The 15,024-nt window shown below is 54.3% G+C and carries 14 protein-coding genes; 8 read left to right on the top strand and 6 right to left on the bottom strand.

The features are described 5' to 3' along the window. Positions 1-112: 112 nt before the first annotated feature. Positions 113-940, bottom strand: a complete 828-nt coding sequence (locus F7D08_RS05590; RefSeq protein WP_152209675.1) for a hypothetical protein — start codon at positions 938-940, stop codon at positions 113-115. Between the two features lie 249 nt (positions 941-1,189). Here F7D08_RS05590 and F7D08_RS05595 point away from each other — a divergent pair, with 249 nt between their 5' ends. The 6 genes from F7D08_RS05595 (at position 1,190) to F7D08_RS05620 (ending at position 7,223) form a co-directional block, all read left to right on the top strand. Next, on the top strand, positions 1,190-1,861 hold the full coding sequence (locus F7D08_RS05595) for a response regulator transcription factor (protein ID WP_152209676.1): 672 nt from the start codon (positions 1,190-1,192) through the stop codon (positions 1,859-1,861). 75 nt (positions 1,862-1,936) lie between these two features. Further along, on the top strand, positions 1,937-3,367 hold the full coding sequence (locus F7D08_RS05600; protein ID WP_152209677.1) for a sensor histidine kinase: 1,431 nt from the start codon (positions 1,937-1,939) through the stop codon (positions 3,365-3,367). Between the two features lie 74 nt (positions 3,368-3,441). Continuing rightward, positions 3,442-4,101: an MptD family putative ECF transporter S component gene (locus tag F7D08_RS05605; protein WP_152209678.1), complete on the top strand. Its 660-nt coding sequence runs from the start codon at positions 3,442-3,444 to the stop codon at positions 4,099-4,101. A 140-nt stretch (positions 4,102-4,241) separates the two neighbouring features. Continuing rightward, entirely contained in the window at positions 4,242-4,943 is a 702-nt protein-coding gene (locus F7D08_RS05610) for an energy-coupling factor transporter transmembrane component T (RefSeq protein ID WP_226803397.1), read from the top strand. Beyond that, entirely contained in the window at positions 4,943-6,406 is a 1,464-nt protein-coding gene (locus F7D08_RS05615; RefSeq protein WP_152209680.1) for an ABC transporter ATP-binding protein, read from the top strand. The genes F7D08_RS05610 and F7D08_RS05615 overlap by 1 nt, the downstream gene beginning before the upstream one ends. A gap of 208 nt (positions 6,407-6,614) precedes the next feature. Beyond that, positions 6,615-7,223 carry a hypothetical protein gene (locus F7D08_RS05620; protein ID WP_152209681.1) on the top strand — a complete coding sequence of 203 codons (609 nt, stop codon included), beginning with the start codon at positions 6,615-6,617 and terminating at the stop codon, positions 7,221-7,223. A 217-nt stretch (positions 7,224-7,440) separates the two neighbouring features. Here F7D08_RS05620 and F7D08_RS09815 read toward each other — a convergent pair whose 3' ends face one another. The 3 genes from F7D08_RS09815 to F7D08_RS05630 all read right to left on the bottom strand — a co-directional run bounded on the left by F7D08_RS09815 (position 7,441) and on the right by F7D08_RS05630 (position 9,611). Then, positions 7,441-7,887 carry a WYL domain-containing protein gene (locus F7D08_RS09815; protein ID WP_319624261.1) on the bottom strand — a complete coding sequence of 149 codons (447 nt, stop codon included), beginning with the start codon at positions 7,885-7,887 and terminating at the stop codon, positions 7,441-7,443. Positions 7,888-7,905: 18 nt separating this feature from the next. Then, the gene (locus F7D08_RS09820) at positions 7,906-8,283 is read right to left on the bottom strand and encodes a hypothetical protein (RefSeq protein ID WP_226803391.1); all 378 of its coding nucleotides are present in this window, start codon (positions 8,281-8,283) and stop codon (positions 7,906-7,908) included. Between the two features lie 80 nt (positions 8,284-8,363). Then, on the bottom strand, positions 8,364-9,611 hold the full coding sequence (locus F7D08_RS05630; RefSeq protein ID WP_226803392.1) for a PDDEXK-like family protein: 1,248 nt from the start codon (positions 9,609-9,611) through the stop codon (positions 8,364-8,366). A 165-nt stretch (positions 9,612-9,776) separates the two neighbouring features. On the opposite strand from F7D08_RS05630, the gene F7D08_RS05635 reads away from it, so the two are divergent. Then, positions 9,777-10,418, top strand: a complete 642-nt coding sequence (locus F7D08_RS05635; protein WP_226803393.1) for a hypothetical protein — start codon at positions 9,777-9,779, stop codon at positions 10,416-10,418. An 80-nt stretch (positions 10,419-10,498) separates the two neighbouring features. Here F7D08_RS05635 and F7D08_RS05640 read toward each other — a convergent pair whose 3' ends face one another. Then, positions 10,499-11,206, bottom strand: a complete 708-nt coding sequence (locus tag F7D08_RS05640; RefSeq protein ID WP_152209684.1) for an SDR family NAD(P)-dependent oxidoreductase — start codon at positions 11,204-11,206, stop codon at positions 10,499-10,501. 25 nt (positions 11,207-11,231) lie between these two features. Next, on the bottom strand, positions 11,232-12,833 hold the full coding sequence (locus tag F7D08_RS05645; RefSeq protein ID WP_152209685.1) for an ABC-F family ATP-binding cassette domain-containing protein: 1,602 nt from the start codon (positions 12,831-12,833) through the stop codon (positions 11,232-11,234). 275 nt (positions 12,834-13,108) lie between these two features. Between F7D08_RS05645 and F7D08_RS05650 the strand changes: the two genes are divergently transcribed. Continuing rightward, positions 13,109-14,980, top strand: coding sequence for a bifunctional ADP-dependent NAD(P)H-hydrate dehydratase/NAD(P)H-hydrate epimerase (locus F7D08_RS05650; protein WP_152209686.1), 1,872 nt, complete (start codon positions 13,109-13,111; stop codon positions 14,978-14,980). Positions 14,981-15,024 lie beyond the last annotated feature (44 nt).

Here is a 15,024-nt window from a genome sequence, read left to right on the forward strand (position 1 = left end):
GTGGCTGATGACTTCATCAAACTCCGTTCGCTGTGGCGCGTCGGTGAGGGATCGTCTTACTTTTGCTTTACCTGGTTTTCGAATCATGTGGACCCTGCTGAGTTCACTGAGCTTACTGTTGTCGTTCGCTGAGAATGCGGTTGTATGCCGTGCACTCCCCGGTGCAGGAGGTGCCGAACGGAATGCCGTCATGGCTGGGCCATTGATCACCGGAGTAGGTGTCAAAGAAACGACGTAGCTCCTCATAAGACACGTTGGATGGAATCTCAACCGCCTGAGTCTCCCCGGGTGCAGGGTCGGCCATCCAGCTGAATCCATCTGCGCGAGCCCTGCGCGCGAAGTCGATGAGTATCTGCTGGTTATTGGAGTTTGTGGAGGTCGAATCGGAAGCTGTGCCGTTCGAAGCATTGCCGTTTCCATAATTCGGCTGCGCGAAATCAGGATTCGCCGCCTCGCATGCCGCGTAATCAGCCTGCTTGTCCGCATAGATGGAGCCGGTGAGCGACTTGGAATTCTTGAAGCCCACCCATGCGCCTTCCTTGGCGGAGACGATGGTGTACATCACGTCTGGGTACAGTGGATCCGCATCTGCGCTAATCACCATTCCGGGGCCGGGCACAATCGGGGTGCCGTCCGCTCCAAGCCGGCGCACCACCACAGTGGTTTGCGGAGCTTCGTCGACTGATGAGCCAAGAGGCTGCAACGCATAGCTTCCGGTGACTTTCGCATCGAATCCTTTCTCGACCAGGCAGGCCGCGAATCGTTTGGCTATCGTCTCCAGTTCGGTGGTGCTGAAATTCGCGGATGGATTGCTGGAATCATCGGTTGCCTTCGCGGTGTTTTCTGCGCTCTTAGCGGCAGTTTTCCCATCATTGCCGGCACCCTCGGTCGTAGTCGATGATGAACATGCGGCTGTTCCAAATAGGCACGTCAATGCCATCAGACTTACTGTCAGACTACGGGTTATCGTTCGGACATTGGCTTTGCCACCTTGTTCGCTTGCCATGGTTTCTCACCTCCGCTGATGTAATCGCTGCTTCGCTGCGGTTGATTCCATTCAACCTCCTACCCAGTGCGCCGACGGTGAGAAAAAGGATTACCTTCGCCTTACCTAAAAAGCTTGAAAATGAACGAATAACGCCTGTATAGGCGGATAATTGGATGTACCAGACATGGTGAGGGGCATGGCATGAGAATCCTGATCGTTGAGGACGACCGCGAATTGGCGGCCGCATTAGATGATGCACTGCGCTACGAAGGATACGCCACAAGCATGGCCGCAACCGGCGTGGAAGCGCTGAAGATTCTTGCCGAACAAACCGTGGATATCGTGCTGCTGGACCGTGATCTGCCGGTGCTCTCCGGAGACGCGGTGATGGCCACGATTGCCGCGAACCATATCCCTGTAGCAGTGATCATGTTGACGGCCGCCGCCGAGGTGAGCGACCGGGTGAGCGGACTTGATTTAGGCGCTGACGATTATCTGACCAAACCGTTCGCCTATCCGGAATTGCTGGCACGTATCCGCGCATTGCAACGCCGTGCCAGCAAGGGCGCTGCTACGGCGGCGGTGCTCATGCATGGCGATTTGACGCTCGATACCACACGACGTCTCGTGTTCCGGGACCGTGGCCATACACTCGTCAAACTCACACCCAAGGAGTACGGCGTGCTGTTGGAACTCATGCGCGCGGATGGCGGATACGTGAGCGTAGGCGAACTGTATGAGACCGTCTGGGATGATGCCACAGCCGCGGAACCAGCCGACGTGATCAAAACCACCATGTATTCCCTGCGACGCAAATTGGGCGACCCGAAAACCATCGAATCAACACGCGGGGAAGGATACCGACTCGCATGAACCGCTTTTCTAGCTGGGTTCTGGCTCCCCTTGTTAGGGGAGCTGGCGCGCGAAGCGTGACTGAGGGGTAGTCATATGCAAGTATTCCAATCGTTGCGAACGCGTTTTTCTGTCATTGCCGGCAAGCTCGCGCCGAAGTCGTTCCGCGCGAAAATCACTGTGGCCATCGCACTTATCATCATCGTGATGATGAGCGCGCTTATCGTCACGCAGAATATCGTCGTGGCACATACCACTGCGGAGGCAAGCCAGACGGTGACCATGTGCGCGAACTCCGATGGCACTGTGTCCGTCACCGCAGGCGCGGATGCCGAAAACGGATCAGCCGCCGACGGTACCGGAGATGACGCACTCGTCTGCTACACGGGTGCGAGACGAAACCTCGACGGCATGAAACTGTACGTGCCCTTCAATTCCAAAGAATGGGATACGGCCATAGAGCAGACCAAAAACGGCAGCCCTTGGATTCTTGACGAGTACAACGGCGTGATGATCAACACGGCGAACACCATCGCCAACACGCTGACCACCTCCATGCGCACGGTCTCCATTATCGCGCTCGCCGTATTTGGCGTATTCGCGGTGCTTGCAGCATGGTTCATCGGCACAATGCTGTCCCGACGCGTCACCGAAGTAGACAAGCAGGTGGCAGCCTTGCAACCTAATGATTTGAGCGTCAGGCTTGATGTGAAACCCGGCCATGACGACATCGACCGACTGGTCGATTCGATCAACGGCATGCTTGACCGCGTGGAAGCCAGCGCGGAAGCCGAACGGCGGTTCGTGTCCAATGCCTCACATGAGTTGCGCACGCCTATCGCCGCCGTGGAGACCAATCTTGATGCGCCTCTTTCCCAAGGCCGTTTCCCTGCTGATGTGGAACCATCGGTACGTCGTGCGCTTGCAGCCAATAGGCGCGGTGCCGAACTCGTACAAGCGTTGCTTACTCTTTCACGCATTCAAAGCGGCACCATCGGCGGCGATAATGCGCAGGCTGAGGGCAACGTCGATTTGCGCGAATGCATTGAAACGTCACTCGCTGATATTGATGATGCAGTTGTTCAAGCCGAAATCGCTGTCAACATCGATGGTGATGCCACAGTTCCTGCAAACCCGGCATTACTGGGATTGGCCGTGGGCAATCTGCTGCGTAACGCCGCAGTGCACAACATGGAGAACGGGTCTATCGATGCGACGATTACCACGACCGATAACGCTGGTGATAAAGAAAGTAACGGAGATGAAGCAGCCAAAAGTATTGATACTAACGCCCACCATGACGTATCGCTGACTGTCGTCAACACAACCGACGAAATACTGCCGGCAGATCTCAATGAGCTTGTCCAGCCATTCCACCGCGGTCAGAATTCGCGCATCAGCGCCACGCCTGGCGTGGGCCTTGGCCTATCCATAGCGGACGCCGCCTGCCAAGCCATGCACGCCACCCTCAGTCTCAGCCAGCCGGAACCAACCAAGTTCCAAGCCACCATACAATTCCACAATTAGGTATTGCCTTTACCTTCAATCCCCGATACATTGGCGAGAGGTAAGTTGTTCCCTCACAAGAAACGGAAAGTATTGTGACCGCTCCGAATTCGCCAGAAACCAATGCTCAGACCGCAAATCAGACCGCGGCCAAGACAGCCAAGACCGGCAAGCTTGAGGTCTCCGATCTCATTACCATTGGCGTATTCGCCGCACTGTATTTTGTGATGGTTTGTGTGGCTACGCTGGTCAGCACGCTGTTCACCGGCGGCTTCGGCTCCATCTTCCTGCCTGCCATCGCCGCGTTGATTTCCGGCTGCGTGTACATGCTGCTGGCCGCACGACTCGGCAAATTCGGCGGCATTACCGTCATGGGCGTGGTCATCGGCCTGTTCCTGTTCATCTCCGGTCACTTCGTGCTCTCGTTCATAGCCAGCATCGTATTCCCAGTGATTGCTGACTTGATTGCCAAAGCCGGCAAGTACAAGAGCAAGGCTTTGTTGCTGGCCAGCTATGTGGTGTTCTCCTACGGCCTCACCGGTCCGATCCTGCCGCTGTGGTTCATGAAGGACGCCTACATCGCCAGCCTGCAGGCACGAGGCAAGGATGCAGCCTACATCGATGGCGTGTTCGCCAACATCAACACCGGCACGTTCATCATCTCGATGGCGGCAATCCTGGTTTGCGCGATCGTCGGCGGCTGGTTCGGCCAGAAGATGATGAAGAAACACTTCGTCAAGGCCGGCATCGTCTGATGCGATCCAGCCTTCCTGTGGAACATACGGCGAGTACAACCCTAACGCCGATACAGCCCCCGGTAGTCTCAATGACACCGGGGGCACCCACGTATTCGGGCACTGCTGACGATTGCTCAACGGAACAACCAGGCCATCATATTCGAGCCGTTCGCACACTCGATCCGCGAACAAAGCTGTTTCTGCTTTTGACCGCCAATCTCATGCTGTTCTTCCATGTGACGGTCACCACGCAAATCATCCTCGTGACGATTTTTCTCATTCCGCTTGTAGTCGCAGGCCGTTGGAAGTTGACCCTGAACTTTGCACTTACGTATGCCGTGCTCACCGGATTGGGCTTCCTTGATCCTGATGCTTTGGGAGTGCCGTGGCTGCATGTAATCTCTGCGTTGGCAGTCGGCTGCACGATGATGCTGCCCTGTTTCATCACGGGAGCCTACGCGTTCACCACCACCTCCCCCAGTGAATTCATTTGCGCAATGCGACGCATGCATGTGCCTGAATCCGTGGTGATTCCCTGCGTGGTCGTCATCCGGTTCTTTCCGACGATTGCCGAGGACTACCGGCAGATTCGCAATGCGATGGCCTTGCGCGGTATTGCCGCAGGCGGCTGGGGGCTCGTGCGCAATCCCGCGCAATCGTTGGAATACATTCTTATCCCGTTGCTGATGAACGCCACCAATGTGGCCCAGGACTTGTCTGTGGCTGCGGTGACCAAGGGGCTAGGACATACAGGAATGCACACCTCGCGTACCCAGATTCGTCTGCGAATCATAGATTGGCTTGCAATGATTGTAGTGCTGATTCCGCTGGTGCTTGACATTGCTGGGGTGATTCAATAATGACAGCCGACGTGTATTCCAACAACGTGTCGTTTACTTATGAACATGCCGACGAACCAGCTTTAATCGACATCACGTTGAGTATTGCAAGCGGTCAGTGCATCGTATTATGCGGTGCCAGCGGATGCGGCAAAACCACATATTCCCGTATCGTCAATGGTCTGATTCCACAGTTCTTCCACGGTGAATGCAGTGGGGCACAACGTACTTGTGGGCTCGATACCGCTATCGAGCCCATCGATGGGCTCACTCCCTTGGTCGGCAGTGTATTCCAGAATCCCAAAACCCAGTACTTCAACGCCAAAGTCATCGACGAACTTTCATTCCCCGCGGAAAACATGGGATTGCCGCCTGAAGCAATCAATAAGCGTATCGCGAAAACCGCGCGGCGATTCTCCATCGAACCATTATTGAATCGCAGCATCTTCCACCTTTCCGGAGGCCAAAAACAGCGCATTGCCTTGGCTGCGGCAACCATGTTGAGTCCAAGACTGCTCGTGCTGGATGAACCAACAAGCAATTTGGATGCTGTGGCTATTGAGAAAATGCGCGAGCTCGTTGCACAACTCAAAGCGGCTGGCATGACCATCGTCGTGGCGGAGCATCGACTCGCATGGCTGAATGGCATCGCCGACCGATACCTTGTATTCGACAACGGTCGCATCGCACACGAATATGAGGCCGCAGAATTTCTTGCGCTCTCCCCCGGCTGTATTGGCGCAATGGGATTACGTGCACTTGATTTGCAGCCGTACCGGCAGCGCATTGCACAGCTCGAATCGCAAACGGCATCGTCGTTTTCCGAATCGCCCACACCGCTGCTTTCCACTCGCAATCTGAGTATCGGCTACCGTGGGCGTGACGGTTTCACGAGGACCATTCCGGATCTTGATTTCCATGCCGGCCAGATCATCGGCCTGATGGGCCACAACGGTTGCGGCAAAACCACACTGGTCCGTACACTGACCGGTCTTATCAAACCAGCATCCGGCACCGTGCTGCTCAATGGCAAACCAGCCAAGCCACGCGAACTGACACGTGCCGGATTCCTGGTCATGCAGGACGTGAACTATCAGCTGTTCTCCGACAGCGTGCGCGAGGAATTGTTGCTTGGTCTTGATGAGTCTGACCCGGCGAATACCAAACACTGCAACCAAGTGCTTGAAGACCTTGACCTCACCAGATTCGCCGACCGGCATCCGATGAGTCTTTCCGGAGGCCAGAAGCAGCGCGTGGCCATCGGTTCGGCATTGATGTGTGGCAAGGACCTCATCATTCTGGACGAGCCGACCAGCGGCCTCGACCGCTACCATATGGAGCACGTGGGTGAACTTCTCCGCCAGCTCGCCGCACAAGGCAAGACCGTGCTCGTCGTAACCCATGACGAGGAACTCGCCGCCGGCTGGTGCACCGACATTATCAACCTGGAACACAACGAAGACGCGTCAAAAACAAACAGCTAAAGGCATGCGCGCATTCTTTACACAGCCAACCTATTAAAACCGGTAAATATCTACCGCCTCGATTGGCGCGCTCATATATTCGAGGCATGAGATGCAGAGCAACACAACACGACAACAGTTCGATTGATTTCGAAGAATGGCCTGACAAAAATCAAACCTTCAATAATTTCGTCGTCAACACATCCAATCGAGAGGCTTGGAGATAACCATGATGACAGTCAAACTTGAGTGGACTGCTGATATGCCGTCAAACTCTCCGTATGCGCTTGATGCGAATCATAATAGGCGAATGAGCCGAGATGATTTTCATCGAGCTGGAGAGGCTCTGTCGGATTTCTTGAATATCGTTGCCGGAACGAAGACAACGGTTGAATGGTATAACGATTATTCTGCAGAAATTGTTCCGACGCTTGATGAGGAACAGGAATACTCAACGGATGATGACGGCCACACAAGCGAGGTATTCGAGCTCGATGAAGCTCTATTCGATGATATTGACTGGAAATTGCAGGATACACTGACATTAATCTCAGACGTTCAACGCCTTGGCCAGAAGGGAGTAATGAGCATTGACTTCACTGACGGCAGCATCCAGTTATCGCAGCACGATATCATTCGAATGGCTAACAGATATGCTCTGTTGAATAGCGTTTCAGCTCATCGAGATCTACTCGCGCAAATCACACGATTCAGAACCGGATTCATGACCGTACGAACTGAGAAAACCACCATCACGTTGAATCAAACCTGGATTCGCGATTTCGAAAAAGGACTTGAAATCGCACTCTACGCCATGCGTATCAGTCAACTGATTTAATTCAACAATCGCTCCAGCCATATGACTAGTCGGCATACAGGCTTGCAAGGTATTCGCCGTCTTTTTGTAACGTGTCGCGCAGAGATTGCGGAGACAATATTTCGATGATGCGATCGTCGGCGTATTGCAATGCCCACCAGAGTGCCGCTTTTTCATTCGAGGTAATTTGTACATCGTATGTGTGCTCGGCAATACGAGTTACCGTGGCATCATCGAACTAATCATAAACAGACTCAAGGGTATTCTTGATGCGCAAATGAATCGGGACGGCCTTGTCGTTCATCGGGTAGGGACGCTCCCCCATGTGTTTATCCCAATCAAATGAAGAACCCGGCTCCGGATTGAAGCTGTCCAATGCGCGCATCAGTGAATGGTCATGCTCATTCACTGCAAGATTACGGAAACGCTCTACATGCAGATAGCTCAGATTCTCATATTGATGCATATGGCAAATCAAATAGTATTTGCCGTTTCGATACATCAACCGGTATGGGTCTGCCGCATAGTTTTTTACGCTGCCTGAAGCATCTTTCCTCGGTATTAAAGTCCCGTCAACGTCATAGGTGCAGTAGTGGAATGTAATAGCCCGCTCATGAACAATCGCATCATTCAGCAGTTCGATGTTATTCAGGAATTCACGATTGTAATTGCGCGGCGTGCTCAGCTGGCCAAGAGCACCAAGCTAGTTGGGCTGGCCAGCGAAAGCATATAATTTCGCGATAAGGTCGTGCAGATATTCGCTGTCTGAGCGGGAAAGGATTGCCCCGTCAGCGAGCAGCCTCATTTGAGCGGTATCGAAAATAGGTTCAATGTACCAGCCAGGTCGAGGATCGGCGCTTTCGGCATTTTTCAAGTCCTTGCGTTCGATGCGTTCAATCTTACGCCCGAATGGCTGCATTGCTTGCAAGGTATGCAGATGGGAACGAACCGTTTTCTCCGTGACTCCAAGCTGATTGGCAATCCAAACGGCGGTTATACCATGCTCTCGGTCGGTGTTCTTATCAAGCAGTTCAAGGATGCTTACGACAATCTCTGCGGTTGACGGTACAAACTGTGCCATTACCACCATTGCCTATCCCCCTTGTAAAAGAATGCTGATTCATGAGCTAAGCTGACAAAAATGCAATTACACAAATCCATTTAATGCTCAAGCTTATCGAGATACTCTTTCTCTTTTGACAGCATCTTATCAATCGCGGTACGTAGCTTATTCTCTACTGCTTGAGGATTTACATCAGTCTTATCTTCATATTTCAGCGAACCAATATTGGTTGGAATAGTGATAATCTTCCTATATCTGTTAGTCGGGAGAACAGTCTGCAGCTTGTGAGGTATTACCTCAACCAGTCGATTCATGCGTTCAATCACATCCTCTGATTGGTTGAGTGGTCCAAGTTCAAGTTTGACCGACGGATTATTCAGCGGAGGATAAATCCAATATGTGTAGGTTCGGCTGTTATCTCCCCAACTGCCACGTTGCTCTTGTTTGTTGAGCAAATATTTATCCATACGTTTTGTAGTAAATCCAAGATATCGTCCCGGCTCATTTTCACCGTGGCACCAAGAAAAAACATCCTCATTCTTGTACTTGTTATACTCGTTCAGAACTTTAATATATATGGATCTCAACTCTCCATCAAGACTGTCATCACCGACATAGCGCGCATATACCATGTCAAATACAGGCCCATATTTCGAATACAAGTTTTTTGCTAGTTCATCGAGCTCTTTGTCTTCCACAATAGTCTCTTTCTTCAGCATGCGGATATAGTCATTGATAACGGATCCGGTTTTCGACTCCGCATATGGCACAAGGTCTTCAAGAATGCGTGCAATGGTCTCATAGCTTATGGGTATCCATTTGTCTGGATTCTTGCACTCTTTTTCAGGGGCCGGCTCTCCTCCGGGCGATAAAAGCACATATACCCGGCACCAGTCAGAATATGTATTCTCCACATAGTCGTAATACTTATCGAGCTGCCGGTCATGCAATTGAGAGTCAACCTTATTTTCAATACAAAGCGCCAGACGTTCATTGCTGTCATAACAAAGTACGTCGATACGATTCCGCCCTTCACCCGTCGTAACCTCGCGTTCAACCACGAGATCAGATAAATCCTTGACTGCAAAAGTAGCGAATCCTTCCGGATGAGCTTTGTAGAGTTCAGCAAGAAGACGACGAATCAATAAATCGTCCAATCCATGAGGATTAGACGGTTCAAGAAGCCATGCCAGAAATGCGCTGTGGCGGATTTCCTGACGACTCATGCCGACCATATCGAACATGTTAGGCTTATGCAACAGACTATTAGCCTCAAGGAAATCCGGATCCGACAGCATAGACATTGCCAAACTAACAGGCTCTATTGTTTTTACCGGTTCACTCATACCAGCCATACTACCTACTATCACCGGTATGATTCCATTGCAATTGCAAGAGTAATCTTGAATCTATTGGCGATGGACATTTTCTCTGGCATGATTATGAGAAAACGCCGCCGGTTAATCGTATCGATTGTCTCAATAACAATATGTACTGGAGAAAGAATGCACATGAGCAATGCATCCATAGACTTCAATCTGACCGATTGGCTTGGCGATTGGGAGAGCTTTGAGCATTACATTGATGCTCAGGATGAAGCTCTTCGCAAGACTTGGGATGAGGCGGAGCAGGCTGTGCTCTCTAATCCGAAGATGGCACCAATGGCAGCTCACGGCATTCGCAAGTTCTGGGCTATGGCCTGTTCCACCACCAGCCCGGAGAACATCATTCATATCGGCTATTGGACTGTTGGCGAACCGGACAGCACCGATGCGGATGTGCGCATCACCTGGTATCCGGAAGACAACACGAACCTTGACGCCTATGACTACCGCATCGATCATGTGATCGAACATGGTTTGGAAGGTTCGCCTACCTACGTGTTCCGAACCGACGATCCGCACGCCGAAGACAGTCCATTCCGTTGGTTGATTGCCATTGCACCGCTGCCGTCGCGAGCCGCATTCGCAGAAGGTGGGCTGCTGAGCCACTTGCATTTCCAGTATGCCAATGACTTGCACACGCTCGTTGCAGTTGATGACTCTGGCGCAGAGACCCTGCGCAATCCGCGATGGTATGCGACGATGTGCGCGGATGAGGGAACGGTTGAAGACCGTTGCCGGATTATTCGCGCGTTGCATCATCTAGACTGAGCAAATGCATTGCTCAATGCGCAGTTACTGTCTGTTTTTCGTTGAATACCGGCAGTAACTGCGCGGATATGGGTCCGACCTCAGCTGTTGCGGTTGATTTCGATGTCGGTGACGGTGAGGTTCGCCTCGTTGATGAGGTTGAACAGAATGACCTCGGCCAGCGGGCCGGGCTGCATGAACGTGTGCTGCTTTTCCTCGGACACGTAATCGTGGCTGTCACGGTAGAATGCGGTGTCGATGCCGCCCGGGTAGACGGCCACGACCTTGACGCTCGCACCCTTGTAAGCGGCCTGGAGGCTCTTGGTGTAGCCCTTTTCGCCCCATTTGGTGGCACAGTACACGCTTTCGTTCGCATTGCCGCGAGTGGCGGCCGTGCTCATGATCTGTGCGATCTTGACGTCCTGTTCGCCGCAAGCCTTCAGCGTCTCAACGGTCCACAGAATCATGCCCTTCAAACCTTTGAGGCACTTATCAACGTCTGCGGCCTCGTAAGCGGTCGGCACCTTGAACGATGGCTGACCAGCGTTGTTGATGAGCAGATCGATGTGGCCGAAGGAGGCGATCTCCGCCACGGATTTGCGCACGAAATCCTCGTCGGTGATGTCGCCCACGTAGGCACGATACGATTCAGCCGGCCATTGCGCGGTCAATTCGGCCTGACGCCCAGCGTTGAAATCGACGCCAGCCACCAGCCAACCGGCTTCAATCAGCTGGCTCGCCAATTCGTAGCCAAGTCCCAGTGCGCTACCGGTGACGATGGCGATCTTCTGTCCGCTTGCAGTGGTCATAGCTATCTCCTTTATTCCTCAGCGACTATTCTTCAGCAACCAATTCTAGGTAGGAGTCGTTCCACAGATCCTCATCACCGTCGGGCATGAGCAGCACGCGCTCCGGGTTCAATGCTTCAACTGCACCTTCATCGTGGGTGACGAGCACGATGGCACCCTCATATTTGGCGATGGCCTTCAAAATCTCCTCGCGGGAGGCGGGGTCAAGGTTGTTGGTGGGCTCATCGAGCAGCAGCACGTTGGCGCGTGAGGTCACCAGAGTCGCCAATGCCAGACGGGTTTTCTCGCCACCGGAGAGCACGCGCGCGGGCTTCATCGCATCGTCGCCGGAGAACAGGAACGAGCCCAGGATGGAGCGTGCGTGCGTATCATCCAATTCCGGGGCCACATGCTGCAGGTTCTCCAACACGGTGGCGTCCAGATCCAACGTATCGTGCTCTTGGGCGAAGTAGCCGATCTTGCAGCCGTGACCGTACTCCACCGAACCGGTGTCCGGCTCCTCGATATGAGCGAGCAGACGCAGCGTCGTGGTCTTACCGGCGCCGTTGTAGCCCAGAATCACCACGCGAGAGCCCTTATCAATGGCCAGATTCACTCCGGCGAACACGATGTTCGAACCATACGCCTTGGAAATATCCTTGGCCATGATCGGCGTCTTGCCGCATGGAGCGGGCTCCGGGAAGCGGATGTCCGCCACCTTCTCCTTCTTCTGCGCCTCCGAGGTCTCAGACAGGAGTTTCTCTGCACGGCGCATCATGTTCTGCGCGGCCACGGCCTTTGTGGCCTTGGCGTGCAGACGGATGCCCTGCTTCATCAGGCGTTCGGCCTTCTTCTCGGCCACTTCGCGTTCACGGCGGCGACGCTCCTCATCCACCACGCGCTGATGCAGGTACGCCTTCCAGCTCAGCGAATACATGTCGATCTGACCGAGCTGTGCGTCAAGATGCCAGACTTTGTTCACCACTTCGTCCAGCAGTTCCGTGGAGTGGGAGATGACCAGGAAGCCACCCTCATACTTCTTCAGGTATCCGCGCAGCCATTCGATGGAGTCGGCATCCAAATGGTTGGTGGGCTCGTCGAGAATCAAGGTGTCGGCGTCAGAGAACAAAATGCGCGCCAGTTCGATGCGGCGACGCTGGCCGCCGGAGAGCGTGCCAAGTTCCTGCTGCATGGTTTCCTGCGGCAGACCGAGCGAAGCCGCCATGGAGATCGCCTCGGATTGTGCCGCATAGCCGCCGGCCTTATCGAAATCCTGCATGGCCTTGTCATAACGGGCCATGGCTTTCGTCATCACATCCGGATCCGGATCGGTCATTTCCTTTTCGGCCTTGCGGATACGGTTGATGATGGTGGCGATGTCGCGTGCGCTCATCATGCGATCCAACGCGGTCTGATTCGGATCGGCGGCGTGTGTATCCTGCGGCAGGTAGCCAAGCTTGCCGGAGACGCGAACCTTGCCGGCCGTAGGCAGCATGTCGCCGGTGATCACGCGGGTCAGTGTGGTCTTGCCGGCACCATTACGGCCCACCAGACCGATCTTGTCACCCTTGGCCACATGGAAGTTGGTGGGATGCAATAAGGTACGTGCGCCGATCTGAATCTCCAGACCCTGTGCCTCAATCGCCATACCTCACCCTTCGCTTTCCCTACCGTGCAGTAATTGCAACATCTCAAAAATAACCAACAGACCATAGTAACGGAAGGCGTGAAAAATGTGCTTGACAATAATCACGGCGATACTAGCCAAGTGTTTCACTCACGTGGTCAGCTTCGCAAAGAGCAGCCAATACACTGAATCATTTCCAAAACCGTGCAGGGAAGCATGAGCTTCGCCACAGGCGTGAACCAGCAAAACGGCTAGAATCAGCACCAGAACATATCTGTACCGTGAAGGGGACCGCTATGGAATACGCCGATGATGCCGACCGCCGCGAGCTGCTGCTGCACAGCGCCTATGATGCACAGACCGTGCGGGATATGGAACGTCCGCTTCTCGATAAGGGCATACCCCTGATGCGTATGGCCGCACAAGCTGTGGCGCATACGGCCGCCGGCATGCTCGATGATGAGGATCTGGCTCTTGAGGATTCCTCCATCGTGCTCCTCGCCGGCGCTGGCGACAATGGCGGTGATGGCCTGTTCGCTGCGGCCGCTTTGACTCAGGAGGGTGCCGCGGTGACCGCCGTGGCGGTGGGCAAGTCTCTGCATGAGGCTGGATTCGCCGAGTTTGTGCGTGCTGGCGGCAAGGTGCTGGTCCTTGATCCGGCAGCCGAAATTCCCGGCTGCGCTTCGGGCTTCTCCGCCGGTGAAGCCGGTGAACGTTTGCAGGCTGCGGTGTCGCTGATTAATAAGTCACACTTGGTGATTGATGCAATGACCGGCATCGGCATTCAGGGTGCGCTACGCGGCATTCCGGCGGCACTGGCCGCCGCCGTGGGATTGGATGGCGAAGTACCGGATGAGCCGGCATTGCCCGGACGTGAATCCTCCCGTGATTATCCGTTGATCCTAGCAGTGGATACGCCTTCTGGCGTCGGCGTAGACGATGGTTCGTTGCCTGGACCTTATCTGCCGGCAAACGTGACGGTGACGTTCGGCGCGATGAAACCATGCGCTGTATTGCCGCCTGCAACGTTTGGCTGCGGCCGCATCCAACTGGTTGATTTCGGCTTCACCATCGATGATGTTGAACCTGCGGTGGAGGTGGTCGATCATCTGTTCGCCTCGGATGCGATTCGCCTGCCTCATTATGAGGATTCCAAGTACGCGCGCGGCGTCGTCGGCTTGGTGACCGGATCACAGCGCTACCCTGGTGCCGCTGTGCTCACCACTCGTGCAGCTGCACGGGCCAATACCGGCATGGTCCGTTATCTAGGCCCTGAACGTGCGCAGAACATGGTATTGGCTTCGGTTCCCGAGGCGGTGCTCGGCAAGGGGCATGTGCAGTCTTGGGTTGTAGGTTCCGGCGTGCCAGCAGCCGATGCGGAAGGTGCGGGCTCCGATCTGCAGCGTGAGACGATTGCCGCATTGGTGAAGCATTATTCATTAACGGACCCTGATACTACCAATGATGAAATCACGAACGCCAATGACGATGCCGCCTATGACATGCCGCCCCTGGTGGTGGATGCGGGAGCCCTTGACCTGCTTCCTGACCATGTGCCGGGTCAAGTGGTGATTACACCGCATGCCGGTGAGATGGCTGCATTGCTCAACCGCTTGGAGCAAAGATTATTCAGCGGTGAAATGAAGAATGATGTGGAATCCGATAGCGTTGAAATCACAAATACCGACGATACAGTTGGCACGGTTGATGCCAATGACGCCGCTGCGGTATCTGAACCGTATACCGCTCAGGACGTCATGCTGCACCCGCTCGCCGCAGCCCGCCGCGCGCATGAACTCACCGGAGCCACGGTACTACTGAAGGGTGCGGTCACCATCGTGGTGGATGAGGATCATGTCTATGCGTCCGGCAGCGCACCTGCATGGCTGGCAACGGCTGGTGCCGGTGATGTGCTCGCCGGTTTGCTCGGCGCGCTGCTTGCCCAGCAGCCCGACGGTATCACGACGGCGGAAACCGTAGCCGCTGCAGCATATCTGCACGGAGCGTCAGCCGCCATCGCATCCGAATCCGAACAACATGGCTGGCAGGAACCGGAGCTGATTGGCGGGCGTGAACATCGTCAGCAGTTCCTGACGCTCGGCCATCCAATCGTTGCCAGCGATGTGATTCGCGCCATTCCAGATGCTATCGCCGATGTGATTGCTTAGCCTCGCCACAAAGTAGACTGAAACCGAATATCGTTCCCTTTTGC

It is taken from the genome of Bifidobacterium cebidarum (assembly GCF_009193305.1).
Lineage (GTDB): Bacteria > Actinomycetota > Actinomycetes > Actinomycetales > Bifidobacteriaceae > Bifidobacterium > Bifidobacterium cebidarum.